Annotated in this window: 23 protein-coding genes and 1 other RNA gene; 12 read left to right on the plus strand and 12 right to left on the minus strand. The window is 64.9% G+C overall.

Features of this window, described 5'->3' with window-relative positions; translation table 11 throughout:
- The first annotated feature begins 124 nt into the window (after positions 1-124).
- From ACVRRC_RS08900 to ACVRRC_RS08915, 4 genes are read left to right on the plus strand one after another with little or no spacing between them, the layout of a single operon-like run.
- On the plus strand, positions 125-442 hold the full coding sequence (locus ACVRRC_RS08900) for an ArsR/SmtB family transcription factor (RefSeq protein ID WP_011913642.1): 318 nt from the start codon (positions 125-127) through the stop codon (positions 440-442).
- The gene (locus ACVRRC_RS08905; RefSeq protein ID WP_472996874.1) at positions 439-873 is read left to right on the plus strand and encodes a YeeE/YedE family protein; all 435 of its coding nucleotides are present in this window, start codon (positions 439-441) and stop codon (positions 871-873) included. Before ACVRRC_RS08900 ends, ACVRRC_RS08905 begins: the two co-directional genes overlap by 4 nt.
- A gap of 2 nt (positions 874-875) precedes the next feature.
- Positions 876-1,295, plus strand: a complete 420-nt coding sequence (locus ACVRRC_RS08910; protein WP_472996875.1) for a DUF6691 family protein — start codon at positions 876-878, stop codon at positions 1,293-1,295.
- 13 nt (positions 1,296-1,308) lie between these two features.
- A complete protein-coding gene (locus ACVRRC_RS08915; protein ID WP_013983146.1) occupies positions 1,309-1,509 on the plus strand; it encodes a YgaP family membrane protein in 201 nt (66 codons plus the stop codon).
- 63 nt (positions 1,510-1,572) lie between these two features.
- Here ACVRRC_RS08915 and ACVRRC_RS08920 read toward each other — a convergent pair whose 3' ends face one another.
- From ACVRRC_RS08920 to ACVRRC_RS08950, 7 genes are all read right to left on the minus strand, one after another.
- Complete coding sequence (locus tag ACVRRC_RS08920) at positions 1,573-1,953, minus strand: rhodanese-like domain-containing protein (RefSeq protein WP_011913639.1); 381 nt, start codon at positions 1,951-1,953, stop codon at positions 1,573-1,575.
- Positions 1,950-3,728 (minus strand): SulP family inorganic anion transporter, encoded by a 1,779-nt coding sequence (locus ACVRRC_RS08925; protein ID WP_019406810.1) that lies wholly within the window; start codon positions 3,726-3,728, stop codon positions 1,950-1,952. The genes ACVRRC_RS08920 and ACVRRC_RS08925 overlap by 4 nt, the downstream gene beginning before the upstream one ends.
- Entirely contained in the window at positions 3,725-5,473 is a 1,749-nt protein-coding gene (locus ACVRRC_RS08930; RefSeq protein WP_472996876.1) for a bifunctional protein tyrosine phosphatase family protein/NAD(P)/FAD-dependent oxidoreductase, read from the minus strand. The genes ACVRRC_RS08925 and ACVRRC_RS08930 overlap by 4 nt, the downstream gene beginning before the upstream one ends.
- Positions 5,474-5,497: 24 nt before the next feature.
- Positions 5,498-6,361 (minus strand): MBL fold metallo-hydrolase, encoded by an 864-nt coding sequence (locus tag ACVRRC_RS08935; RefSeq protein WP_106443059.1) that lies wholly within the window; start codon positions 6,359-6,361, stop codon positions 5,498-5,500.
- A gap of 162 nt (positions 6,362-6,523) precedes the next feature.
- Positions 6,524-7,255, minus strand: a complete 732-nt coding sequence (locus ACVRRC_RS08940; protein WP_106443060.1) for an ABC transporter ATP-binding protein — start codon at positions 7,253-7,255, stop codon at positions 6,524-6,526.
- Positions 7,248-8,468 carry an ABC transporter permease gene (locus tag ACVRRC_RS08945; RefSeq protein WP_106443061.1) on the minus strand — a complete coding sequence of 407 codons (1,221 nt, stop codon included), beginning with the start codon at positions 8,466-8,468 and terminating at the stop codon, positions 7,248-7,250. Before ACVRRC_RS08945 ends, ACVRRC_RS08940 begins: the two co-directional genes overlap by 8 nt.
- A gap of 4 nt (positions 8,469-8,472) precedes the next feature.
- Positions 8,473-9,657, minus strand: a complete 1,185-nt coding sequence (locus ACVRRC_RS08950; protein ID WP_472996877.1) for an efflux RND transporter periplasmic adaptor subunit — start codon at positions 9,655-9,657, stop codon at positions 8,473-8,475.
- A gap of 185 nt (positions 9,658-9,842) precedes the next feature.
- Between ACVRRC_RS08950 and ACVRRC_RS08955 the strand changes: the two genes are divergently transcribed.
- Positions 9,843-10,775: a ZIP family metal transporter gene (locus tag ACVRRC_RS08955; RefSeq protein ID WP_013983139.1), complete on the plus strand. Its 933-nt coding sequence runs from the start codon at positions 9,843-9,845 to the stop codon at positions 10,773-10,775.
- Positions 10,776-10,779: 4 nt separating this feature from the next.
- Here the strand turns inward: ACVRRC_RS08955 and ACVRRC_RS08960 are convergent, their stop codons facing one another.
- From ACVRRC_RS08960 to ACVRRC_RS08970, 3 genes are all read right to left on the minus strand, one after another.
- Positions 10,780-11,514: an OmpA family protein gene (locus ACVRRC_RS08960; protein WP_407042833.1), complete on the minus strand. Its 735-nt coding sequence runs from the start codon at positions 11,512-11,514 to the stop codon at positions 10,780-10,782.
- A 2-nt stretch (positions 11,515-11,516) separates the two neighbouring features.
- Positions 11,517-12,326 carry a motility protein A gene (locus ACVRRC_RS08965; RefSeq protein WP_011913630.1) on the minus strand — a complete coding sequence of 270 codons (810 nt, stop codon included), beginning with the start codon at positions 12,324-12,326 and terminating at the stop codon, positions 11,517-11,519.
- Between the two features lie 100 nt (positions 12,327-12,426).
- Positions 12,427-13,413 carry an NAD(P)/FAD-dependent oxidoreductase gene (locus tag ACVRRC_RS08970; protein WP_472996878.1) on the minus strand — a complete coding sequence of 329 codons (987 nt, stop codon included), beginning with the start codon at positions 13,411-13,413 and terminating at the stop codon, positions 12,427-12,429.
- Between the two features lie 297 nt (positions 13,414-13,710).
- Here ACVRRC_RS08970 and ffs point away from each other — a divergent pair.
- The 3 genes from ffs (at position 13,711) to efp (ending at position 15,752) form a co-directional block, all read left to right on the plus strand.
- Positions 13,711-13,807, plus strand: an RNA gene (gene ffs / locus ACVRRC_RS08975) — signal recognition particle sRNA small type.
- Between the two features lie 193 nt (positions 13,808-14,000).
- On the plus strand, positions 14,001-15,140 hold the full coding sequence (earP, locus tag ACVRRC_RS08980; protein ID WP_068506647.1) for an elongation factor P maturation arginine rhamnosyltransferase EarP: 1,140 nt from the start codon (positions 14,001-14,003) through the stop codon (positions 15,138-15,140).
- A 45-nt stretch (positions 15,141-15,185) separates the two neighbouring features.
- On the plus strand, positions 15,186-15,752 hold the full coding sequence (gene efp, locus ACVRRC_RS08985) for an elongation factor P (protein WP_011913626.1): 567 nt from the start codon (positions 15,186-15,188) through the stop codon (positions 15,750-15,752).
- 68 nt (positions 15,753-15,820) lie between these two features.
- On the opposite strand, the gene ACVRRC_RS08990 is transcribed toward efp, so the two are convergent.
- Together ACVRRC_RS08990 and ACVRRC_RS08995 are read right to left on the minus strand one after the other, a co-directional pair.
- Complete coding sequence (locus ACVRRC_RS08990) at positions 15,821-17,269, minus strand: SLC13 family permease (protein WP_061373206.1); 1,449 nt, start codon at positions 17,267-17,269, stop codon at positions 15,821-15,823.
- A 141-nt stretch (positions 17,270-17,410) separates the two neighbouring features.
- Positions 17,411-18,760: a class II 3-deoxy-7-phosphoheptulonate synthase gene (locus ACVRRC_RS08995; protein WP_181121177.1), complete on the minus strand. Its 1,350-nt coding sequence runs from the start codon at positions 18,758-18,760 to the stop codon at positions 17,411-17,413.
- Positions 18,761-18,898: 138 nt separating this feature from the next.
- On the opposite strand from ACVRRC_RS08995, the gene ACVRRC_RS09000 reads away from it, so the two are divergent.
- From ACVRRC_RS09000 to ihfB, 4 genes are all read left to right on the plus strand, one after another.
- A complete protein-coding gene (locus tag ACVRRC_RS09000) occupies positions 18,899-19,648 on the plus strand; it encodes a spermidine synthase (protein WP_019406818.1) in 750 nt (249 codons plus the stop codon).
- A 295-nt stretch (positions 19,649-19,943) separates the two neighbouring features.
- Complete coding sequence (locus tag ACVRRC_RS09005) at positions 19,944-22,106, plus strand: methyl-accepting chemotaxis protein (protein ID WP_472996879.1); 2,163 nt, start codon at positions 19,944-19,946, stop codon at positions 22,104-22,106.
- Between the two features lie 331 nt (positions 22,107-22,437).
- Positions 22,438-24,099: a DEAD/DEAH box helicase gene (locus ACVRRC_RS09010; protein ID WP_013983117.1), complete on the plus strand. Its 1,662-nt coding sequence runs from the start codon at positions 22,438-22,440 to the stop codon at positions 24,097-24,099.
- A 253-nt stretch (positions 24,100-24,352) separates the two neighbouring features.
- A complete protein-coding gene (gene ihfB, locus ACVRRC_RS09015; protein WP_061373209.1) occupies positions 24,353-24,634 on the plus strand; it encodes an integration host factor subunit beta in 282 nt (93 codons plus the stop codon).
- The last annotated feature ends 19 nt before the right edge of the window (positions 24,635-24,653 follow it).

A 24,653-nucleotide genomic window follows, 5' to 3' on the forward strand; every position in this document is an offset into this window, starting at 1 on the left:
TGTATACGGGTAGGGGCATGCTAACGATGACCGCGAGCACGGCCAACTTCTTTCGCTGACGGCTTGCCTTATATTATATAAAAAAATATATTGTATTCATCTTAACCGTGCTGGTGACCGTCTCATGACGCCCGAGCTGGACATCGAACAGCTGCGAGCCAATGCAGCTTCCGCCGGCGCCTTGCTCAAGGCCCTGGCCAACCCGGATCGCCTGCTGCTGCTCTGTCAGCTGTCGCAAGGCGAGCGCAACGTTTCCGAGCTGGAACAGCTGCTGGGTATTCAGCAGCCCACATTGTCGCAGCAACTGGCTGTGCTGCGGCGCGAGGGGCTCGTTGCGACTCGCCGTGAAGGCAAGCAGATCCACTATCGAATCAGCAGCCCAGAGGCGCTGGCGGTGATCACGACCCTGTATCAGCTGTTCTGCGAGAGAGGTCAGGCATGACGATCGATTGGATCAATTTCACGCCCTGGACGGCGCTGGCCGGTGGCGTCCTGATTGGCACGGCTGCCGGCCTGTTCGTTGTGCTCAACGGGCGTATCGCCGGAATAAGCGGTTTGCTTGCGAGCTTGCTCGAACGAGGTGCCGAAGGGCGCGGAGAGAAAGCGCTGTTTCTTCTCGGCATCCTGTTGGCACCACTGTGCTGGTTGCTGATGGCCGAGTTGCCCGGCGCGGAGTTCCAGACCAATTGGCTGGGGCTGCTGGCTGCCGGGCTTCTGGTGGGTATCGGCACCCGCTACGGTTCCGGCTGCACCAGTGGTCATGGGGTCTGCGGGATCTCGCGACTGTCGCCGCGCTCCATCTTCGCCACCTTGGCGTTCATGGCTGCTGGCTTCGCCACGGTCTTTGTGCCCCGTCATCTGCTGGGAGGTTGAACATGCGCAAGTTGACGTCATTCGCCGCCGGGCTGCTGTTCGGGATGGGGCTGCTCCTCTCCGGCATGACCAATCCGGCCAAGGTCATCGGTTTTCTCGATCTCGCCGGTGCCTGGGATCCCTCGCTGGCGCTGGTGATGGTCGGTGCCATCGCAACGGCAGTGCTGCCTTTTACCTGGGCGAAGGCGCGCACCCGTTCGCTGCTCGACGCGCCGATGCAGTTGCCGGCCAAGCGGGAGCTGGATGGTCGCCTGATCGGGGGCAGTCTGTTGTTCGGGGTGGGGTGGGGCGTCGCCGGGATCTGCCCCGGGCCGTCGATCGCGATGCTGTTGGGCGGGCACTGGCAGGTCGTGGTGTTCGTGCTCGCCATGCTCGCTGGAGTGCTGTTGTTCTCTGCGCTGGAACGCCGGCGCGCTTGCTGACCGGGAGGTCATTATGAAAGCCAATGTTGGAACCATTGATCGGACACTGCGCATCATCGTCGGCCTGGCGCTGATCGCCTTGAGCCTGGCCGGCGTGATCGGCGTCTGGGGCTGGATCGGCGTGCTGCCGCTGGCCACGGGTATTTTCCGTTTCTGTCCGGCTTACACGCTGCTCGGCATCAAGACGTGCAAGAGCTGCAGCGCCAAATCCTGACGTGTGTTTGAAAAAGAGGCCGACGATGATGTCGGCCTCTTCTTGTTTATCGAGGGTGCCGAGCTAGTCGAAGCTCGGCAGGCTCGGCTTGACGACGGGCTTGTGCGCGGCGGTCCAGGCATCGAAACCACCGGCGATCGATTTCACCTGCAAATAACCCATGTCCTGCAGCGCTACTGCCGCCAGGGCAGCACGTCCGCTGGTCTTGCAGTAGAGGACGATGTTCATGTCCCGCGCGGCGAGTTCCGGGGTGGCGCTCAGCTTGAATTCCAGAACGCCCCGGGGAATGTTCAGCGCACCGTTTATATGGCCTTCGCGGTACTCGTCCGCCTCGCGGACATCGATCAGCACATCCGCTGCCTGAATCGCTGCCTCGGCGTCAGCGAGCGGTATTTCCTGGATGTGGCGCCGGGCCTGTTCGACGAGTTCGTGTGCGTTCTTCATCCTGCGTTCTCCTTGATGCTGGCAAAGCGTTCACGCGGCCGTTCGAGTGCGTGAAAGGTGGTATCCGGGTCCAGTGCAAGCAGCGCCTCGTACTGGCTGATGAAAACCTGGCCGCCGAAGTCAGAGAGGAAATTGCTGTGGCGCAGTCGATCCATGACCGGTCCTTTGACTTCGGACAGATGCAGCTGGATGCCGGCGGCGTGCAGTCGTGCCGTGATGGCCTCTAGGCTCTCCAGCGCACTGGCGTCGATGAGGTTGACGCCGGGACACATCAGCACCAGGTGTTCGGCCTGCGGATGACGGCCGATCAGCTCGGCGATGCGGTCTTCGAGAAAGCGCGCGTTGGGAAAATAGAGGCTCTCGTCGACCCGTACCGAGAGGACACGGGGGCTCTGTACCACGGCGAAACGCTCGACGTTGCGGAAATGTTCGCTGCCCGGCAGCTGCCCGACCACGGCGATATGTGGCTGGCTGGTGCGCCAGAGAAAGAGCAACAGCGACAGGCCGACACCCAGGAGAATGCCGCTCTCCACACCAATCAGCAGCACGCCGAGCATGGTTGCCGCCATCGCGGCGGCGTCCTGTCGGGAGTAGCGCCATGTGCGCCTGAGTGCGGAGAGGTCCACCAGGCTGAGCACGGCGATGATGATCGTCGCGGCCAGCACTGCGTGAGGCAGGTTGTGGAATAGCGGAGTGAACAGCAGCACGGTAATGCCGATGCCCAGGGCGGTGAGGGCGCCGGCCAGCGGCGTCTGCGCGCCGGCGTCGAAATTGACCACCGAGCGGGCGAAACCGCCGGTCACCGGAAAGCCGCCACTGAGGGCCGCGGCGACATTGGCGCCGCCGAGCGCAACCAGTTCCTGATTGGGCTCGATGCGTTCGCGACGCTTGGCTGCCAAGGTTTGCGCCACCGACACCGACTCGACGAAGCCGACCAGGCTGATCAGCACCGCCGCAGGCAACAGCTGCAGAATCAGTGCCGGCTCCAGCATTGGCAGACTCAACGAGGGCAGGCCGCGCGGTACTTCGCCGACGACCCGCACGCCGGCATCGGCAAGCCGGAAGGCGCTGACCGCCGCGATGGCCAGTAGCAGGGCGGCGACCGGGCCGATCTTGGTCAGCGTGCCGGCAATATGCGGGCTCATGCCCAGATGCTGCAGCCAGACGGAGAGCCGGCTGCGGACCAGATAGAGGAACAACAGGCTGCTGCCACCGATGGCGAGCGTCGGCAGATGCGCCCCAGGCAGCGCCGTGAGCAGCGCGGCAAGCAGGTGCACGGCGTTCTCGCCGTCGATCGAGATGCCGAGGATGTGCTTGAGCTGGCCGAGGGCGATGAGAATGCCCGACGCGCTGATGAAGCCGGAAATCACCGGATGGCTGAGGAAGTTCGCCAGGAAGCCCAGGCGCAGCGCCGCCATGAGCAGCAGCACCGCGCCGGAAAGCAGCGCCAGCAACATGGCCGCTGCGGCGTATTCCGCGCTGCCCGGGGCGAACAGCGGCCCGAGAGCGGCGGCGGTCATCAGCGAAACCACCGCTACCGGGCCGACCGCCAGGGTGCGGCTGGTGCCGAACAGCGTATAGGCGATCAGTGGCAGCATGCTGGCGTACAGGCCGGTCACCGGCGGCAGGCCGGCGAGCATGGCGTAGGCCAGGCTCTGCGGGATCAGCATCAATGTCACGATCAGTGCGGCCAGACTGTCCTTCGTCGCGGCCGCGCGATCGTAGTGCCTGGCCCACGCCAGCATGGGTAGATAGCGGGCCAGGCGCTGCTTCATCCCTTCTTCTCCTGGGTGAAGTCGCAGGCGTTGCGTGCCTCGGTCGAGCGCGGTTCGAAGTCCAGATGCTTCGGTTCGGCCAGCCACTCATGCCCCTTGAGCATCATGTCGAAGTAGATCGAGGGCATCCATTGCGTCTTCAGCTTCCAGGCCAGCCGCCGCGGCACCTTCGGGTCGAGGGGGAAGGTCGGCAGCAGCTTTCCGCCGTAGCCGAACTCGGCGAGGATCACCTTGCCGTACTCCACGGTCAGCGGGCAGGAACCGTAGCCGTCGTAGAGCGCCCGCGGGCCGCTGCCCTTGAGTACGCTCAACACGTTCTCGGCGACCACAGGTGCCTGCTTGCGTACCGCCGCGGCGGTCTTCGCGTTGGGCGCGGAGCAGACGTCGCCAAGGCTGAAGATATTGCCGAAGCGCGGACGCCGTAGCGTCTCGTGCTCGGCCTCGAACCAGCCGTCGGCGTTGGCCAGGGCGCTGTGGCGGATGAAGTCCGGTGCGTGCTGCGGCGGCACCAGGTGCAGCAGATCGAAGTCCCGCTCCACCGTGCTGTGCTGTCCGGCGCCGTCGGTGACCTTGAACCAGGCCTTGTGCGCGGGCCCGTCCACCGCCACCAGGGAGTGGTTGAAGTTCAGTCGGGCACCGTAGCGTTCGACGTACTGCATCAGCGCGGGTACGAAGTCGGCAACGCCGAACAGCACTGCACCGGCCGAGCAGAAGTCGACCTCGATATCCTTCAGTACGCCGTGCTGGCGCCAGTGATCGCAGGACAGGTACATGGCCTTCTGCGGTGCGCCGGCACACTTGATCGGCATGGGTGGCTGGGTGAACAGCGCCTTGCCGCCGCGCAGGTTCTGCACCAGCTGCCAGGTGTAGGGTGCGAGCTCGAAGGCGTAGTTGGAGGTCACGCCGAACTTGCCGAGGCTGTCGCGGGCGCCTTCGATGGCGTCCCAGTCGAGGCTCAGGCCCGGGCAAACCACCAGGGCACGATAGCCGATGCGGCTGCCGTCCTCGAGGACCACCTGCTGGTGCTCGGGTTCGAAGGCCTCTGCGGCTGCGCGAATCCACTGTGCCCTGGACGGAATGCAGCGGCTCATCGCGCGCTCGGTATTGGCACGGTCGAACACGCCGGCCCCCACCAGCGTCCAGCCGGGCTGGTAGTAGTGCTGGTCACGCGGTTCGATGAGGGCGATGCGCAGTTCGGGGTCGCGCTTGAGCAGGCTGGCAGTTACTGCGCAGCCGGCCGCGCCAGCGCCGATCACCAGAACGTCGTAACGCGGTGTGGCGGCGAAGGTCGAGGCGGCCGGAAGCGGCTGGTCGATGATCGACTGCCAGTACTGCTGCATGCGCGGCAGCAGGCCGCTGAGGTCGTAGCTGGCCTGCTGGGTAGTTTGCAGCAGCACCTGTGGGTCGAGATGGTGTGCCTCGGCCAGCGCCCAGAGTGAGGCCGAACGGGTACCGGTGCGGCAGAAGGCCAAGGCCGGGCCCTTGATCCGTTCCAGCAGTTCTCGGAAGGCCGCAACGTCAGCTTCGGTGATCTGTCCGGATACCACCGGGAGATGGTGATACTCGAGGCCGGATGCCTCGGCAGCGGCGCGCATGGCCTCGCTCGACGGCTGGCCCTCGCCCTCGTTGTCCGGACGGTTGTTGATGACGCAGCGGAAGCCATTGCTGGCCAGCAGTGCCATGTCGGCCGGTTGCAGCTGGGCCGCGACGGAGAGAAAAGGGGTCAGTCGTTTTATTGTTTGCATGTCGACGTCCTCCGCATTCGGGGGTTACAGCACGTCCAGGGGAATCTTCAGGTAGCGCGTCCCGTTGCTTTCGGGCTCGGGCAGTTCGCCGCCGCGCATGTTGATCTGCACCGACGGCAGGATCAGGGTGGGCATGCCCAGCGTGGCATCGCGTGCGGTGCGCATGGCGACGAACTGCTCCTCGCTGATACCGCTGTGGATATGCACGTTGTGCTCGCGCTCGGCGGCGATGGTGGTCTCGTAGAGAAACTCCTCGCGCCCGGGCGCCTTGTAGTCATGGCACATGAACACCCGGGTCTCGCCTGGCAGGGTGAACAGCTTCTGGATCGACTGGTACAGGGTGCGCGCGTCGCCGCCGGGAAAATCGCAGCGGGCGGTGCCGTAGTCGGGCATGAACAGGGTGTCACCGACGAAGGCGGCGTCACCGATGACGTAGGTCATGCAGGCCGGGGTGTGGCCCGGGGTGTGGATGGCGCGGGCCTGCACGTTGCCGACCTGGAAGCGGTCGCCGTCATGGAACAGGTGATCGAACTGACGGCCATCGGTGGCGAACCCGCTGCCTGCGTTGAACAGCTTGCCGAAGGTGTCTTGCACCACGGTGATGCGGTCACCGATCGCCAGTTTGCCGCCCAGTTGCTGCTTGAGATAGGGCGCCGCGCTCAGATGGTCGGCGTGCACATGGGTTTCCAGCAGCCACTGCACCCGCAGGTCCTGGTTGCGCACGTAGTCGACCAGGCGCTGCGCGCTTGCATGGGAGGTGCGGCCGGATGCCGGGTCGTAGTCCAGCACCGAGTCGATCACCGCACACTGGCGCGTTGCCAGGTCGCTGACCACGTAGCTGTAGGTAAAGGTCGCGGGATCGAAGAAGGCTTCGACGTGGGCATTCATGGCGCGGGGCTCCTCTTCAGATTAAATACCGGTGGGGGTATCTGTCCGGAGAGATCTTAGCCCTGAATTAGGTTATATGCTTAGATTTATTGGTTATTAGTGAAAGCCGCGAAATTCGTCCGGACGACCCGGCACAACGGCTCGCTGGGGCTGCCGCTGAGTTCAGCTTGCAAGCGGGTTGGCGGCATCGCTGACGATGCGGCCGTCGACCAGCTGGATGGTGCGCTCGCAGTCTGCGGCGAGTCGCGGATCGTGAGTGACAACCAGGATGGCGCAGCCGAACTGGGCGTTCAGGCGGTGGAACAGCTCGAACACGCTTTGCGCGGTGCGCGTATCGAGATTGCCGGTCGGCTCGTCTGCCAGCAGCAGCGGTGGACGGGTCACCAGCGCACGGGCAATGGCGACCCGCTGCTGCTGGCCACCAGAGATCTGCGTGGGTTTCTTGTCGGCGAACGGGCCGAGGCCGACCTCCTCGAGCAGGGCGCGCGCCAGGTCGGTCTCCGCCCGGGAGGGTTTGCCGTGGCGGATCATCAGCGGCATCAGCACGTTCTCCAGCACGCTGAACGCAGAGATCAGGTGATGGAACTGAAACACGAAGCCGATCGCCTGATTGCGCAGCTGCGTGCGCGCTTCATCGTCGCTGTCGCGTGTCGCCTGGCCGAGTACATACAGCTCGCCGGAGCTGGGCGTATCCAGCAGGCCGATCAAATTCAGCAGAGTGCTCTTGCCGGAGCCGGACGGGCCGACCAGCGCGGCCAGCTCGCCGCGCCGAAGCTGCAGGTCGATGCCGTGCAGGACTTCGGCCTCCAGGGGTGTGCCGATGTTGAAGGCCTTGCGCACCTGTTCCAGGCGCAGGACTTCCTCGGCAGGGGCGATCGGTGCGCTTTCACACATAGCGGATCGCCACCGCCGGGTCGTAACGCGCCGCACGTCGTGCGGGCATCGCCGCCGCCAGCACGCCGGTGACCGTCGCCACCAGCATGGCCAGCGGCACCAGCGTGGGGTCGACCGGAATGATGAACAGCCGCGGGCCGAACAGGTTGAACACCTGCACCAGTCCCCAGCCGACCAGCCCGCCGCAGGCCGAGCCGAGCAGCCCGAGCAGCCCGCCCTGCAGCAGGAATACGCGCAGGATCTGCCCGCGCGGGCTGCCCATGGCGCGCAGGATGCCGATCTCGCGGGTACGCTGGACCACACTCACGGCCAGTACGCTGGCGATGCCGAAGGCCACCGAGATGCCGACGAACACACGGATCATCTCGGTGGTCATGCTTTGCGAGCTGAGCGCGTTGAGCAGCTGGCCGTTGGTTTCCATCCAGCTTTCGGCGCGTAACCCGGTCAGGCGCGCCAGGCGCCTGGCAACTTCGTCGGCCTGGAAGATTTCGGCGACCGTGGTATCGATCACTGTCACGCCGCCGGGCAGGTCGAGCAGCGTTTGCGCCTGCTTGAGGTCGAGATAGACGTAGCGCGCGTCCAACTCGCGCACGCCCAGCTCGAAGATGCCGGCGATGTCGACGACCGCTTCGCGGCCTTCGCCGGCATCCAGGCGCAGCTTGTCGCCGATGCCCAGGCCGAGGTCGCGGGCCAGCTCCTTGCCGATCACTGCGTTGCCCGCACCCACCAGGAAGCGGCCGGCGATCAGGTCGTCGGCCAGCGGGATGATGCGCTGATAACGCGGTGGATCGATGCCCAGCAGCGCCACGGACGCGCGGGCGACGCCGCGCCGGGCGATGGCCGGGCCGCTGATCACCGGCGACACCGCGAGAATCTGCGCGTCCTGGTCGAGGACGTCACGCACGTCCTGCCAGTTGATGATCGAACGCAGACGCTGGGCGCGCGGGCTTTCCAATACCAGCGACCAACTGTCGGCGACGGCTGGAAGCGTGCGGTTGACCTCGTCCGGGGGCAGGATGCGGATGTGGGCCTGGGTGCCGAGGGTTCGTTGGATGACGTTGGCCTGCAAGCCGGTGATCAGGGCGGTAATGAAGACAATCACCGCCGAACCGACGGCGATGCCGAAGGTGATCAGCAGCGTCTGCATGCGGTTGTCCAGCAGGAAGCGCAGGGCGATCTTCCATTCGGTCCACAGCGAATCGGCCAGGCGCATGCGCTCAGTCCTGGCTGCCGCTGGGGATGGGTTGTACGCGCGGCCGCACGCGCTGGCCTTCTTCGGCGTCGCCGATCAGCACCAGATCGCCGGCCGCCAGCCCCTCGCTGATCTCGCTGAGCGCCGTGCCCAGCATTCCCAGTCGCACACCGACGCGCTCGACCACACCATCGCGCACCCGTAGCACCTGGGCGCGCGTCCCGTCGCGGGCGCGCAGTGCATCATTGGGCAGCACCAGTGCCTGGTCGCGCCGGCCTGTCTCGATGTTCACCGACACCGTCATGCCCTGGCGGAGAAAGGCGGCCGGCTCCTGCAGGTCCAGATGGACATCGATGGTGCCGCGCGCCGTGTCCACGCTTGGTGCGATGAAGCTCACCTTCGCCGTCAGCACGCGGTCCGGATAGGCGTCGGCGATGATCCGGGCGCTCTGCCCGTGCTCGATCGGTGCCAGGCTCTTCTCGTCGAGGGGCAAGAGGATTTCGCTGCTGCCGGAGCGGGCAATGGTCAGCAGTGTGCGGCCCGGCTGAACCAGGTCGCCCGGCTCGACGTCGCGCGACTGCACGACGCCGTCGACCTGGGCGTGAATACGGGTTCGTGCCAGGTTCGCACGGGCGACCTCCAGACGCTGCCGCAGGACTTGTTCCTCGCTGCCACCTTCGGCCAGCGCTGTGGCGGCGAAGCGGGCGCGATCACGCACCTCGCGTGCGGTCAGCTCCGCGCGGCGCGCCTGCTCCAGCGGCTCGGAAGCCAGCAGCTTGCGCTCGAACAGCGTTCCGCGGCGCTGCAGTTCGCGGCTGGCCTGTTCCAGATTGTGTTGTGCCTCGCGCAGAGTGGCCTGCGCCTGCGGTCGGGTGGAATCGATGAGCTGCTGCAGCGCCGCTTCGGCCTCGCGCAGGCGCGCGCGCTGTTCGTCGTCGCGCAGTTCCAGCAGCAGATCGCCGGCGTTCACCGCGTCGCCTTCCCGCACATGGCGTGCAGCAACCACGCCGGTGATTTCGCTGCCGACCTGCGCCAGCGACTGGCTGTCCACTTCACCACTGGCCACCACGCGCTGCACCAGTGGGCGAGCTTCCAGGCGGTAGGCCGGCAGTTCCGGGCCCTGCAGCTGACGCCAGATCAGCCAGCCGCCAATCGCCAGTAGCGCAATGGCCAGGATAACTAGACGGCGGATGGATCTTACGGCAGGCACGACGGACCACTCCCTGATACGGCCCGTGACGGCCATCGAAACGGTGCAAGCTTACGGACATCCTCGGCGTGACTACAACGCGCGCTGCAAGCGACACGATGCCCTGCGCCTATCGTAACCATAGCCTCTGGCATGGGGCAGGGCGGAGTACACTGGGGGCACCCGCATCGAGGATCCCGAATATCATGGCGTCCACCGTCCAGAGCCCTGCTGCCACCCTGCGTTCCGCCTGGCTTGCGCAAGCCCAGGCCAATCCCTGGATCACCATCGGCCTGGCCGCAACGGCAGTCGCCGTCCTGCTGCTGTTGCTGGCCGGAGCGGTCAATGCATTCCAGAGCAGCGCGGCCAGCAACGTTCGCTACGCATTGCTGGGCGGCAGTGCCGGGTTTGTTGCGACGGCGGTCGGCGCCTTTCTGGCGATCGGGCTGCGCGACATTTCCACCCGCACCCAGGACAGCATGCTCGGCTTCGCCGCCGGCATGATGCTCGCGGCGAGTGCCTTTTCGCTGATTCTGCCGGGGCTCGCAGCGGGCCGTGAGCTGTTCGGCAACGGTCCGGCCGCCGCCGCGACCGTTGTGGCCGGTCTCGGTCTGGGCGTGCTGCTGATGCTGGGGCTGGACTACTTCACGCCCCACGAGCACGAGAGCACCGGGCCGTGTGGGCCTGAATGCGAACGTCTGAACCGGGTCTGGCTGTTCGTGCTCGCCATTGCGCTGCACAACATTCCCGAAGGCATGGCCATCGGCGTCAGCTTCGCCAACGGCGACATGAGCGTTGGTCTGCCGCTGACCACCGCCATATCCATCCAGGACATTCCCGAAGGCCTCGCGGTGGCCCTGGCACTGCGCACCACCGGGCTGTCGGCGCTGGCGTCGGTGCTGGTCGCCGCGGCGTCCGGGTTGATGGAACCGATCGGGGCACTGGTGGGCATCGGCATGTCCAGCGGTTTCGCCATCGCCTATCCCGTCAGCCTGGGCCTGGCCGCCGGCGCAATGATCTTCGTGGTATCCCACGAGGTGATTCCCGAGACTCACCGCAACGGCCATCAGACCCCGGCGACGCTCGGCCTGATGGTTGGCTTCGCGGTCATGATGTTCCTGGATACCGCGTTGGGCTGATGCCTCAGGGTTTGTCCGGCTCGGTCTGCATCACCAGCTCGACGCGGCGGTTGCTGGCGCGTCCGCGCTCGTCAGCATTGTCGGCGAGCGGTCGGGTGTCGGCGTAGCCGGTGGCACTCAGGCGCGTCGCTTCGATGCCTGCCAGCTGCAGGTAGCGCACCACGCTGCTGGCGCGGCTGGCGGAAAGCTCCCAGTTGGAAGGAAAGCGCTCGGTCTGGATCGGCAGGTTGTCGGTATGCCCTTCAACGACGATGCGAAAGGCGTTCGCCGCCAGCGTCGGCACCAATCGGTCGATCACTTCCAGCCCAGCGTCCTCCAGTTCGGCTCGTCCGGAGCCGAAGAGTATCTCGCTGCTGATGCGGAAGCTGATGCTGCCTTCGTTGACGATGACCTGGATGTCATCGCCCAGCGCCATGCCTGGCGTCGTCGGCATGCTCTCTTGCGGGGCATCCGGTTGCGCATCGGCGGCGGGCGTCGGCACCGGTGCGATCGATGGAATCGTTGCGGCGGGAGCTGGCAGCGCCACGCCCAGTTCGCCGGCCGCGAGCATGGCCGAGGCGGCGGGGTCGTTCTGCTCACCGTCGCCCTTGCCGGCCAGCGCGAGCATGATCACCAGCATCACCAGCAGCAGCGTCAGCATATCCAGATAGGTGATCAGCCAGGCTTCCTGCTCTTCTTCCCGCTGCGGCTCGATATGCCAGCGGGAGAAGCGGCTGCCCTGGGATGCTTGCCCGTTCACCGTCAGTCTTCCTGCGGTCTGACGCGCGGCGCCGCAGGCGTACCGTCGCGGATTTCATCGTCGTGGTGGGCGATGAACGATTTCAGCGTCTCGCGCATGTACGCCGGGCTACGGCGGTTGCACATCATCGAAATACCTTGCATCACCAGGTTCATCAGGGCGACCCGCTGCTCGGTACGCCGCTCCAGCTTCACCGCCACCGGCTTGAGAATGAGATTGGCCAGCAGCACACCGTAGAAGGTGGTCATCAGCGCAACGGCCAGGCTGCGACCGATCAGATCCATGTCACCGCTGCCGAGCATGAACATCAGGTTGATCAGGCCCACCAGCGTGCCGATCATGCCGAACGCTGGCGCGTAGCTGGCCATCGCGCGGAACAGCTGCGCCTCGGCGTTCTCCCGTGCGCGTAGCCGGGCGATCCGCCATTGCAGCACCTCCAGAATGTCCTCCTCCGGGGTGTTGTCGATCACCAGCTGCACGCCGGTACGCAGGAAAGGATTGCTGACCTGCTCGACAGCCTTTTCCACCGCGGGCAGATCGCCGCTGATCCACAGCCGCGAAATCTGCACCAGCTCGTCGAGATCCTGACGGGTGTACAGTCGCTCGTTGCGCAGCACGGTCCAGAGCAAACCGAATACCCGAGTGACTTCGCGCAACGGATAACTGATGAAGGTGGCAGCCAGAGTGCCGACCAGCACGATGCCGAGGCTGGGCAGGTCGATGAAGAGCGCCGGTTCCTTGGCCGCGAAAAGCAGGACGACCGCCAGCAGGCCGATGCTCGCGACGATGCCGATCAGGGTGGAGGGGTTCATCGGGGCTCCGCTGAGAGGGCTGTTGCAGAAAACGCGGGATGATAACAGCGGGCCCGGGGGCCGGGCTGACCTGGATCAGGACCGGGTCAGCCATCCATCGTCAGAGGTTTTCCAGCAGCCGCCGGGCGGCTTCCTGGCCGCTGAGCCAGGCGCCTTCCACCCGGCCGGACAGGCACCAGTCGCCACAGGCGTACAGACCCAGGCCGGCGTCGGCCAGGGCAGTCCACTCGTGGGCCTGTGCCGGGCGGGCATACAGCCAGCGGTGCGCCAGGGTGAACTCGGGGGCTGGTACAACGCAATCGATCAACTCCGCGAAGGCGCCGTGCAGGCGCTCGATCACCGCCTCCTTCGACAGATCCAGGTGCTGACGGCTCCAGCTGCTGGTGGCGTGCAGTACCCAGGCGTCCAGCGCGCCATCGCGCCCCGACTTGCTGCGATTACGCGCGATCCAGTCCAGGGCGTCATCCTGGACGAAGCAGCCTTCCAGCGCCGTGCCCAGCGGTGTGGCGAAGCCCAGGGCGACGGCCCAGGTCGGCTCCATGGCAACGCTGGCGGCGACCGCCGCGAGTTTCGGCGCGCCAGAGAGCAGCGCGGCGGCCTGCGGCGCCGGCAGGGCGATGACGACATGGCTGAAGGGCCCATGGCTGGCGCCGGTGGCGTCCACCAGTGTCCAGTACTGTTCGCCACGGAACACTTCGGTGATGCGACAGCTGAAGGTGACCGGCATTTCGCCGAGCAACCCGCGGGTGATCGCGCTCATGGTCGGGGTGCCGACCCAGCGCAGCTGCTCATCGGCAGAGGGGCTCAGCTGCCCGTCGCGGGACTGGAACAGGGTGGGCGTCCACTGATCCACCCAGCCCCCGGCCTGCCACTGGCGCACGGTTTCGGCGAAACGGCGGTCACGTGCCGTGAAGTACTGTGCGCCGAGGTCGAGTGAGCCGGCGTCGCTGCGCTTGCTGGCCATGCGTCCGCCGCTGCCGCGGCTCTTGTCAAAAAGGTGTACGGCCTGCCCGGCATCGTGAAGCGTGCGGGCGGCGGAAAGTCCTGCGATTCCGGTTCCGATGATGGCGATTGGAGCCTTGCTCATGATTACCTCGTGTGCTGTTGCCATCAGCCGCACAGGCGAAGCGCCGCGCAGCACGTTTTCATGACAAGCGTTCGATCGCTTGAGCCTGCTCATCCTCGAACAGACATCGTCCTTTGGCTAGAGGCTTTCGACGCAATGCGACATCCCGGTCGCCGGTTTCGGCAGTTGCTGACCAGCGGTCGGTGCCGCGACCTGTTCAGCGCGATTCCGACCAGGCTCAGTCTGTGGTTGTAAGTTGCTGATAAGCCGGTACAATGGCGCCGCTCGCCGCCAGGCGGGTTTCGTTATGGTGGGCCCTGCCGGTCCCCTCGCAACGATCAGCCGTGAACCCGGTCAGGCCCGGAAGGGAGCAGCCGCAGCGGTGACATTGTGTGCCGGGGTGTGGCTGGTAGGGTTCACCTCCATAACGACCTTCTCGCGTCCCCCCTTTCTTGATTCACGACGGCCGGTTGTCCGTGGCCTGAGCGTGCGCGCCTGTCCTGTCCCTTCGATCGTTAGCCACGCGGTTCTTCACCCCGGATCGGCTCATGTATCCTGCGCGGCATTTTCAACGGCGCCGTCGCCGTTAACGGTTCAAGGAGCATGCTTTGTCGGTCAGGGCGAGTTGGGACATTTTCTGCGCGGTCGTGGATAACTTCGGTGACATTGGCGTCACCTGGCGCCTGGCCCGTCAGCTGGCTGCCGAGCACGGCCAGCAGGTGCGGCTGTGGGTGGACGATCTGGATACCTTCGCCCGGCTGTGTCCGGCGGCCAGTGCGCAGGCTGATCAACAGATGCACGAAGGCGTCGATGTCCGCCGCTGGTCCAGCCAGTGGCCGGGTGCCGAGCCGGCCGATGTCGTCATCGAGGCGTTCGCTTGCAACCTGCCGCAGGCCTATATCAACGCCATGGCCGCGAGCGGGCGGCGTATCCTCTGGCTGAATCTCGAATACCTCAGCGCCGAGGACTGGATCGTCGGATGCCATGCGTTGCCGTCCTTGCAGCCCAACGGCGTACAGAAGTACTTCTTCTTTCCCGGCTTCGAGGCCGAGACCGGTGGCCTCATCCGCGAGGCGGACCTGATGCTGCGCCGCGCCAGCTTTCAGGGCGATCCTGAGCGGCAGGCCGGTTTTCTCGCGACGCTGGGCGTGGTGCGCCAGCCGGAGGCGCGTTTGCTGTCGCTGTTCGCCTACGAGAACACAGCCGTTGCTGGCTGGCTGGACGTGCTTGCCGCCGATTCCCGCGTCAATCAGCTGCTGGTGCCAGAGGGGCGGGTGCTGGGCGATGTCGCGGCCTGGCTGGGTGTTGCGACGCTCGAGCCGGGGGCCTGCCACCAGCGCGGTAGCCTGCAGATCTCCATCGTGCCGTTCATGACGCAGGACGAGTACGACCTGCTGCTGTGGAGCTGCGACTTCAACGCGGTGCGCGGCGAGGAGTCGTTCATCCGTGCCCAGTGGGCGGGGCGTCCGCTGGTGTGGCACATCTATCCGCAGGAGGACGACGCGCACTGGGACAAGCTCAATGCATTTCTCGAGCTCTACTCGCAGGGGCTCTCGCCTGCTGCCGGTTCGGCGCTGCGAGAGTTCTGGCATGCGTGGAACGCGGGAAAGGGCGCCGAGCAGGCGTGGAGCGGACTGCTGGGCCAATACCCGACGTTACTGGAGCACGCCGAAACCTGGACCCACGCGCAGGTCGCCAATGGCGATCTGGCCGGAAAGCTGGTGTTTTTTTACACAGATTGGCTATGATACGCGGCCTGTTTTTTTGTCTCTAATTCCCTTCGGATATTTCGTATGAAAACCGCACAAGAGTTCCGTGCCGGCCAGGTGGCCATCATCAACGGCGCACCCTGGGTCATCCAGAAAGCCGAGTTCAACAAGTCCGGCCGCAACAGTGCCGTGGTCAAGATGAAGCTGAAGAACCTGCTCAACGGTTCGGCTACCGAGACCGTCTACAAGGCTGACGACAAGCTGGAGCCGGTCATTCTCGAGCGCAAGGAAGTGACCTACTCCTACTTCGCCGACCCGCTGTACGTCTTCATGGACAACGAGTTCAACCAGTACGAAATCGAAAAAGACGACCTGGAAGGCGTGATGACCTTCATCGAAGACGGCATGACCGACGTCTGCGAAGCGGTCTTCTACAACGACAAGGTGATCTCCGTCGAACTGCCGACCACCATCGTTCGCGAAATCGCCTACACCGAGCCGTCCGTACGTGGCGACACTTCCGGCAAGGTCATGAAGACCGCCCGCCTGAAGAACGGTGCCGAGCTGCAGGTTTCCGCTTTCTGTGAAATCGGCGACTCGATCGAGATCGATACCCGTACCGGCGAGTACAAGTCCCGCGTCAAGGCCTGATCCTCGGCCTGCGGTGGACAGAAAAAAAGCCCAGCTCGATGCTGGGCTTTTTCGTTTCTGTGCGCGTGTCAGCTCGCCCATATCCAGCCGACCAGGCCGTAGCAGAGCAGGGAAACCAGCAGCACACCGAACAGGTTTAGCACGAAGCCGGCCTTGATCATCGCCTGGATCGGCAACTGTCCCGTGCCGAATACGATGGCGTTGGGTGGTGTCGCTACCGGCATCATGAAGGCGCAGCTGGCAGCGACCGCGGCCGGAATCGCCAGCATTTCCGGGGACAGCCCCTGGGCCACGGCGAGCGCACCGAGCAATGGCAGGAAGGCCGCTGCAGTCGCGGTATTGGAGGTGATTTCGGTGAGGAAGATGATCACCGTCACCACCAGCGCGATCATCGCCAGCAGGGGCAGGGCATCGAAGGCGCCGAGGCTGCTGGCGATCCATTCGGCCAGCCCGGACGCACCGATGACGCCAGCCAGCGAGAGACCGCCGCCGAACAGCAGCAGCACGCCCCACGGCGCCTTGTTGGCCTGTTCCCAATCCATCAGAAACACCCGTTTGTGCAGGTCAACTGGAATCAGGAACAGTGCGATCGCTGCGGCCATGGCAATGCTGGTGTCGTTCACGCCGTCGATATAGTCCGCCAGCAGTGGCTGGAAGATCCAGGCCGCCGCTGCCAGCACGAATACCACGGCGACCATTTTTTCGGCACGCGACATCGGCCCGAGGGCGGCCATTTCCTTTTCGAGCAGACCACGGCTGTCGCCCCCCGCCAGGCGAAAACCGCCGCGGGTGAGCGACCACCAGATGAAGATCAGCATGCCGACGCTCAACGGCAGGCCCAGCAGCATCCACTGGCCGAAGCCGATCTGGACGTCGTAATTCTCCCGCATGAACGCCGCCAGCAGGGCATTGGGCGGGGTGCCGATGAGCGTGGCGATGCCGCCGACGCTGGCCGAATAGGCGATGCCCAGCAGCAGCGCTACGGCGAACCGCGCGCCTTCCTTTTCCTCGCTGCCGGCGATCAGCAGGCCGATGACCGACAGGCCGATGGGCAGCATCATGATGCTGGTCGCCGTATTGCTCACCCACATGCTGATGAACGCCGTGGCGATCATGAAGCCGGCAATCTGCCGGCTCGGCTGGTTACCCACCGCCAGCAGCGTCGCCAGGGCGATGCGTTTGTGCAGGTTCCAGCGCTGCATCGCCAGGCCGAGCAGAAAACCGCCGAGGAAGAGAAAGATGGTCGGGTTGGCATAGGGCGCGGTGGCCTTGGCCAGGGTATCGATGTCGAGCAGGGGTATCAGCAGAATCGGCAACAGCGAGGTCGCCGGGATCGGTATCGCCTCGGTCGACCACCAGACCGCCATCAGCGCGGCCAGGCCCACGGTCAGCCAGGCCTTTTCCGAAAGGCCGCCGGGTGGGTCGGTCAGGATGCAGGCCAGCAACAGCAGTGGGCCCAGGATCAGGCCGATCCACGCGGCCAGTACGGCGCCCCGGCTTTGAGATGATTCCGCCATTTTCGTCCTCTTCGAAACTGCGCTATCGAAAGCGGGGCCGTGTGGACTGAACCCGCGCGGCCCCTACTTAGGCGGACAGGGCCGGCGGGGTTTCGTTTCGTGCGCGCGGGCGGTGCTGCCCGCGCAGAGGGGCCGAGAGGCTCAGTCCGGTCGGACCTGCTTCAGGGTTTCGGCGATCATGAAGGCCATTTCCAGCGACTGGTCGGCGTTCAGGCGCGGGTCGCAATGGGTATGGTAGCGATCGCAGAGGCCGGCCTCGGTGATCGGGCGCGAGCCACCGATGCACTCAGTGACGTTCTGCCCGGTCATCTCGATATGGATGCCCCCCGGATAACTGCCTTCGGCGCGGTGCACGTCGAAGAACTGGCGGACTTCGGCGAGTACGCGCTCGAAGTCGCGTGTCTTGTAGCCGCTGGATGCCTTCATGGTGTTGCCATGCATCGGGTCGGAGCTCCACAACACCTGGCGTCCCTCGTTCTGCACCGCGCGCACCAGGCGTGGCAGGCCAGCTTCCACCTTGTCGGCACCCATGCGCACGATGAGGTTCAGGCGGCCGGGGTCGTTCTGCGGATTGAGGATGTCGATCAGGCGAATCAGCTCATCCGTAGCCATGCTGGGGCCGACCTTCACCCCGATGGGGTTGCCGACGCCGCGCAGGAACTCGACGTGAGCGCCGTCCAGCTGACGGGTGCGATCACCGATCCACAGCATGTGCGCGGAACAGTCGTACCAGCCGCCGCTGAGGCTGTCCTGGCGCACGAAGGCCTGCTCGTAGTTGAGCAGCAGTGCTTCATGGGCGGTGAAGAAGCTGGTTTCGCGCAACTGCGGCGCGCCGTCCAGGCCGCAGGCACGCATGAACTTCAGTGTTTCGTCGATGCGCGCGCCGAGCTGGTGATACTTCTCGGCCAGCAGCGAGTTGGCGATGAAATCGAGATTCCACTGGTGCACCTGATGCAAGTCGGCGAAACCGCCCTGGGCGAAGGCGCGCAGCAGGTTCAGGCTGGCAGTGGACTGGTGGTAGGCCTGCAGCAGGCGCTCCGGATCGGGTACACGGCTCTTGGCGTTGAAGTCGATGCCGTTGACGATGTCGCCGCGGTACGCCGGCAGCGTAACGCCGTCGATGGTTTCATCACCTGCCGAGCGTGGCTTGGCGAACTGACCGGCCATGCGTCCGACCTTTACTACCGGGCAGCCGGCGGCGAAGGTCATGACGATTGCCATCTGCAGCAGCACTTTGAAGGTGTCGCGAATCTTGGTCGCCGAGAATTCGGCGAAGCTCTCGGCGCAGTCGCCGCCCTGCAGCAGGAACGCGCGCCCGCGCGTGACCTCGGCGAACTGCCGCCTGAGCTCCCGCGCCTCGCCGGCGAAGACCAACGGCGGCAACCCGGCGAGCGTGCGCTCGACGCGCTTGAGGTGCTCGGCATCCGGATATTCGGGTTGCTGCTGAATCGGCTTGTTTCTCCAGCTGTCGGGGCTCCAGGCGTGGTTCATGGTCATTCCAGATCGAAAGATGAATGGCGCGAGTTTACCTGATGCATCCGGCGCCCGGAGATAGCGATGGCCTATGGGCCTGCGTAAGATGCGCCTTCGCTGGCACATAGCGGCCATAGACTTTGCGGGAGCTAGCAGATGGAAAAAGAGGAACGGTTGCTCGCTGAAGTGCGCGATGCGTTCGGGCTCATCCGTGTGCTCGAGGTCGGTGACTACCGCTTTCTCGAATTCGGCGCAGCAGTCGAGCAGAGCTGCGTGTTCATCGCCGATCCCGCCTGGCTCGAATATGACTACACCCGTGCCATGCTGCTCGGCGGGCTCTGCCATCCACAGCCGGAAACCGCGCTGTTTCTCGGTCTGGGAGCGGGCAATCTGACCCAGGCCTGCCTCAAGTTCCTGCCGCTGGAGGACGTCGAGGTCATCGAGCTGCGCCCGGCGGTGCCGGAGCTGGCCATGCAATACCTGGGGTTGCAGAACGATCCGCGACTGTACATCCGCATCGGAGATGCGACCGAGCTGCTGGAAACCGCGGAAACGGCTGATTTGATATTCGTCGACCTCTACAACGACTCGGGGCCGGACGCGGCGCATCTGGCCTGGTCATTTCTCAAACGCTGCCAGGAAAAGCTCAACCCGGGCGGGTGGCTCGTCATCAACCAATGGGGCACCGACGACGACCGGCCGCTGGGAGCTGCCCTGTTGCGTGGCCTGTATCACCGGCACTACTGGGAATGCCCGGTGAAGGAGGGCAACGTGGTGGTGCTGGTGCCGGCCGATCTGGAACAGCAGCTGGATTTGGCGGGCCTGCGATCGCGTGCCGAAGCGTTGGCACCTCGTCTGGGCTATTCGCTGGATTCACTGATCGGCGCGCTGCGCCCAGCCAGTTGAGCGCAAGCGTGCGCCATGCTGGTGCACAGCGATGCGCCGGCCAATTCACCAGGTCTCTAATTTGGTGCGCTTATGTCGGCATACCGCCGAGGACCTGCCCGCGGCGTTTCGACGCACCCGCTACGCAGAGCGCTTTCCCATGCGGGGCGCCATTCACCGGTCTAGCAGCTTATGAGGCGAACATGAGCGGTCCTGGCGCACAGGGGAGCCTGTGCTCGCAGCCGTGGCCTGATCGCTTGCTGGTCTGCTAATTGCAATTGGCCAGTATGTCTTTCCGATCATCAAGGACTGCCCGGTGACCCAGCTTCAAAGCCTCCAAATGCAACTTTCCCCTAGTGAACGTCACTGGCTGCCCTGGCTGGGACGCACCGGCAAGCTGTCGATGGGCTGGTCCTGCTGGTTGAACCGTGGTGTGTATCCCGCCATCGAGCAGGTGTTTGAAGGCGTTGCGCAGTCCCGGGTGCGCATCCTGCAGAACTGGGTGAGTGCTCACTGGGACCATCTGGCGGACCTGGCCGCGAGCCTGGGCGAAGGGCTGGTTCATGTGGATGTCGACCTGCTGGAAAAGAAGCGTGCTCAGCTCCCCGACCTGTCCGAACTGTTCGTCATCGACCCGCAGGGGCGGGTACTGGCGTCCACGTGCGCCGCGCATGTCGGTCAGCAGGATCTGGATGCGCAGGCCGTTGCGCGGGGGCTGCGCGAGCCGTTCTTGCATGGCCCTTATCGCGATCCGCTGACCGAGCGCCTGGGGGCGAGCACGTCACGCTTTCACGACGCGGTGACGCTGATGTTCTATCAGCCCGTGCACGCCGCCGGTAAACGCCTCGGCTGTCTCTGCGCGCGAGTGCCGAACGATGTGCTGGGGGATCTGATCCAGCGCGAAGCCGGGCATGTCTATCCCGAGTCCGGCGACAACTATCTGTTCATGGTCGACTCGCGCTTCGACAGCCGCATCCAACCCGGTACGGCCCTGTCGCGCTCGCGCTTCGAGGACGCCACCTTCAGCCACGGTGAGAACCTGAAAAGCGGCGTGCACACTCGCTGGGGCACGGTCCGTGTACAGCAGCACACCGAGCTGGAACTGCGCTTCACCGATCCGGCCACCGGCCAGCTGCACCCCGGTGTGCGGGAAACCATCGCCAGGGGTTCGAACCTGTTCGTCACCTATCCCGGCTATTCCGATTACCGCCACATTCCGGTGATCGGCAAGGGCGTCACCTTCCAGCTGCCGGGCTCCCCGGATCGCTGGGGCATGATGTGCGAGGCCGATCTGGAAGAGGTCTATCGCCGGCGTTCGCTGAGCGTTGGCCTTATGAAGACGTACCTGCTCACAGTAATCACGCTGTTCGTCACGGGCAGCCTGCTGCAGGCCTTCAGCGGGCTGTCCGAGACGGCGCTCTACCTGCTCAACGGCGTGCTGCTCGTGCTCGGCGCCTGGGCGTTCGCCTCATTCGGGCCGCGCCGGCTGGCGGCGCGCATGCAGGCGATGACCGAGGTGATCCGCACCCTGGCCGAGGGCGAGGGCAATCTGCGTCAGCGCGTCGACAGCAGCGCCATGCCGCGCGACGAGAGCGGTGACATGGCGCGCTGGATCAACAGCTTCATCGACAGCCTGGATGGCGTGGTCGGTCAGGTGATCCAGGTGTCGAAACACGTGCGCCAGGACAACGAGCTGATGCTGGTGCGCAGCAGCGAAGCCGGGCAGACCACCAGTGACGTCGCCGAGTCGATCCACCAGCTGCTGTTGCTGGTGGAGGAGCAGTTGGGCGAAATTCAACAGGCGTCGATGACCGCCGAAGAAATGAAAACCGCCATGGACGAAGTGATGTGCCGCGCGCGGGAGCGCTTCGATACGGTGCGCCAGGGCACCGAATCCATCCGTGATGTGGTGCAGCGCTCGGCGCAGAGCGTGCAGCTGCTCGACAGCCGCATGGGCGAGATCGACGAGATCGTCGGGCTGATCAGCGACGTCACCACCCAGACCAACCTGCTGGCGCTGAATGCCGCGATCGAGGCGGCCCGTGCCGGTGATCACGGACGCGGTTTTGCGGTGGTGGCAGGGGAGGTACGTTCGCTCGCGCTGCGCACGGCCAAGGCGGCGGAGGATATCCGCGGCAAGGTGGAAAGCCTGCAGTCCGAGACGCGCCAGGCGGTGTCGTTCATGCAGGGCGGCGTGCAGGACGTCGACAGCAGCCTGCGGTTGACCGAAGAGGCGTCGTCGGAGAACGTCCACCTGCACGAAGCCGTGGAGCGCATGTTCGAGATCATCAAGGGGTTGAATGAGCGCAGCCTGCACTACGGGCAAACCATCCGCGGCGTCGATCAGGCCTCCAACGAGATGGGGCAGACCCTCGGCGTGCTGCAGGACAGCGCTGAGCGCGTCCGCCATACCGCCGGCAAGCTGCACCAGCTGGTCGGCCGCTTCCGTGTCAGTGCCGCCAACAGCGAAGCGGCCTGATCTCCGGTCGCGCCTCCCGGCGGTTTCGCTGGGAGGCGCCTGTGCGGGGAGTCCCGGGCCATGGCGTCATCCGCTGCGGCTTAAAATATCCGCACAGCGTCACGTTAATCCGGTATAGTACGCGCCGGCTGAAACCCAGCCTGCGTTCAGGTACTGCAACACACGAAGCGCCGCTTCGGCTGCTGTCCGCTTCGAGCGGACTATCTTGACGATTCATCATCCATACGTTTTCGCAACCCCGCCGACCAGGCTGCCAGGGTGACCTTCGGGTTTTGCACGGCATGCGCAGCTTCGGAACAATGGGTCTTGCGGAGCATCAGAGACAAGACCCATGACCCAGGAAATCGGCGGCTTTGCCGCACTCGGTATTCACTCCGCTGTTCTGGCTGCCATCAGCGCAGTCGGCTACGAAGAACCGTCCCCCATCCAGGCCCAGGCGATCCCGGTGATCCTCGGTGGCCACGACATGATCGGCCAGGCCCAGACCGGTACCGGCAAGACCGCCGCCTTCGCGCTGCCGATCCTGTCCAAGATCGATCCGGCCAAGCGCGAGCCGCAGGCGCTGATCCTCGCGCCGACACGCGAACTGGCGCTGCAGGTCGCCACCGCGTTCGAAACCTATTCCAAGCAGATGCCGGGCGTCAGCGTCGTCGCCATCTACGGTGGTGCCCCGATGGGCCCGCAGCTCAAGGCCATCCGCCAGGGCGCGCAGGTCATCGTCGCCACTCCGGGCCGCCTGGTCGACCACCTGAGCCGTAACAGCGAGCTGCTGTCGACCATCCGCTTCCTGGTCCTCGACGAAGCCGACGAGATGCTCAAGCTCGGCTTCATGGACGATCTGGAAGTGATCTTCGAAGCCATGCCGGAAAGCCGCCAGAGCGTGCTGTTCTCCGCCACGCTGCCGCACTCCATCCGTGCCATCGCCGAGAAGCACCTGCGCGAGCCGCAGCACATCAAGATCGCTGCCAAGACCCAGACCGTCGCGCGCATCGAACAGGCGCACCTGATGGTCCACGCCGACCAGAAGATCCAGGCCGTGCTGCGCCTGCTGGAAGTCGAGGATTTCGACGCGCTGATCGCCTTCGTGCGCACCAAGCAGGCCACCCTTGACCTGGCCGCCGCGCTGGAAGCCAAGGGCTACAAGGCCGCTGCGCTGAACGGCGACATCGCGCAGAACCAGCGTGAACGCGTCATCGAATCGCTCAAGGATGGCCGTCTGGACATCGTCGTCGCCACCGACGTCGCCGCCCGCGGTATCGACGTACCGCGCATCACCCACGTATTCAACGTGGACATGCCGTACGATCCGGAATCCTATGTGCACCGCATCGGCCGTACCGGCCGTGCCGGTCGCGAAGGTCGCGCGCTGCTGCTGGTCACTCCGCGTGAGCGTCGCATGCTGCAGGTCATCGAGCGGGTAACCAACCAGAAGGTCGCCGAAGCCCGTCTGCCCAATGCCCAGCAAGTGCTGGATGCCCGTATCAAGAAGCTGACCAGCAGCCTCGCGCCGCTGGTCGCCGATGCAGAAGCCACTCATGGCGAGTTGCTCGACAAGCTGGTTGCCGACATCGGCTGCAGCCCGCGTGCCCTGGCTGCTGCGTTGCTGCGCAAAGCCACCAATGGTCAGGCGCTGACTCTTGCGGAAGTGGAGAAAGAGCAGCCGCTCGTCCCCACCAGTGGTCCGCGCGAGCGTTCCGATCGTCCGGAGCGCAGTGGCGATCGTGAACGTCGCGCACCCGTGCCCCTGGCCGAAGGCCGCGCCCGCTGCCGTACGCCGCTGGGCGCACGCGACGGTATCGCTGCCCGTAACCTGCTCGGCGCCATCCTCAACGAGGGCGGCCTTGCGCGCGAAGCCATCGGCCGCATCCAGGTGCGCGACAGCTTCAGCTTGGTCGAACTGCCGGAAGATGGCCTCGATCGCCTGCTCGGCAAGCTCAAGGACACCCGCGTCGGCGGCAAGCAGCTCAAGCTGCGCCGTTATCGCGAAGATTGATTTGTCGTAGCTAAAAGTAGGCGGGCTCTAGAGCCCGCCTTTTTTATGCCTGCAAGAAAGGATCGGCAGCATTCCTCCGTAGACCGGCCCCGCCGGGGTGAAGGGCTGAATCATGATGCCGATCTGTGCCGTGGTCTCCTAAACCAAGCGCTCATTCGTCGTCAATCCCGTTCGGGCTGTTCAAAGTCTGAGCAACATGCTACAAACGACCGCAACCCGAATGATCTAGCCGCTTGAAAACGAAGGGAAAACCATGACCAAGTCGGAGTTGATCGAGCGAATCGTCACCCAGCAGGGGCTGCTTTCATCCAAGGATGTCGAGCTGGCCATCAAGACCATGCTTGAGCAAATGGCTCAGGCCTTGGCCACTGGCGAGAGGATCGAGATCCGCGGCTTCGGCAGTTTCTCCCTGCACTACCGCGCCCCCCGCGTCGGCCGCAACCCCAAGACTGGCCAATCCGTCAGCCTTGACGGCAAATTCGTTCCGCATTTCAAGCCGGGGAAGGAATTGCGGGATCGGGTGAACGAAGAGTAACGCTCAGGTTCCTCAATCA

The sequence above is a fragment of the Stutzerimonas sp. LR2 genome (assembly GCF_055755175.1).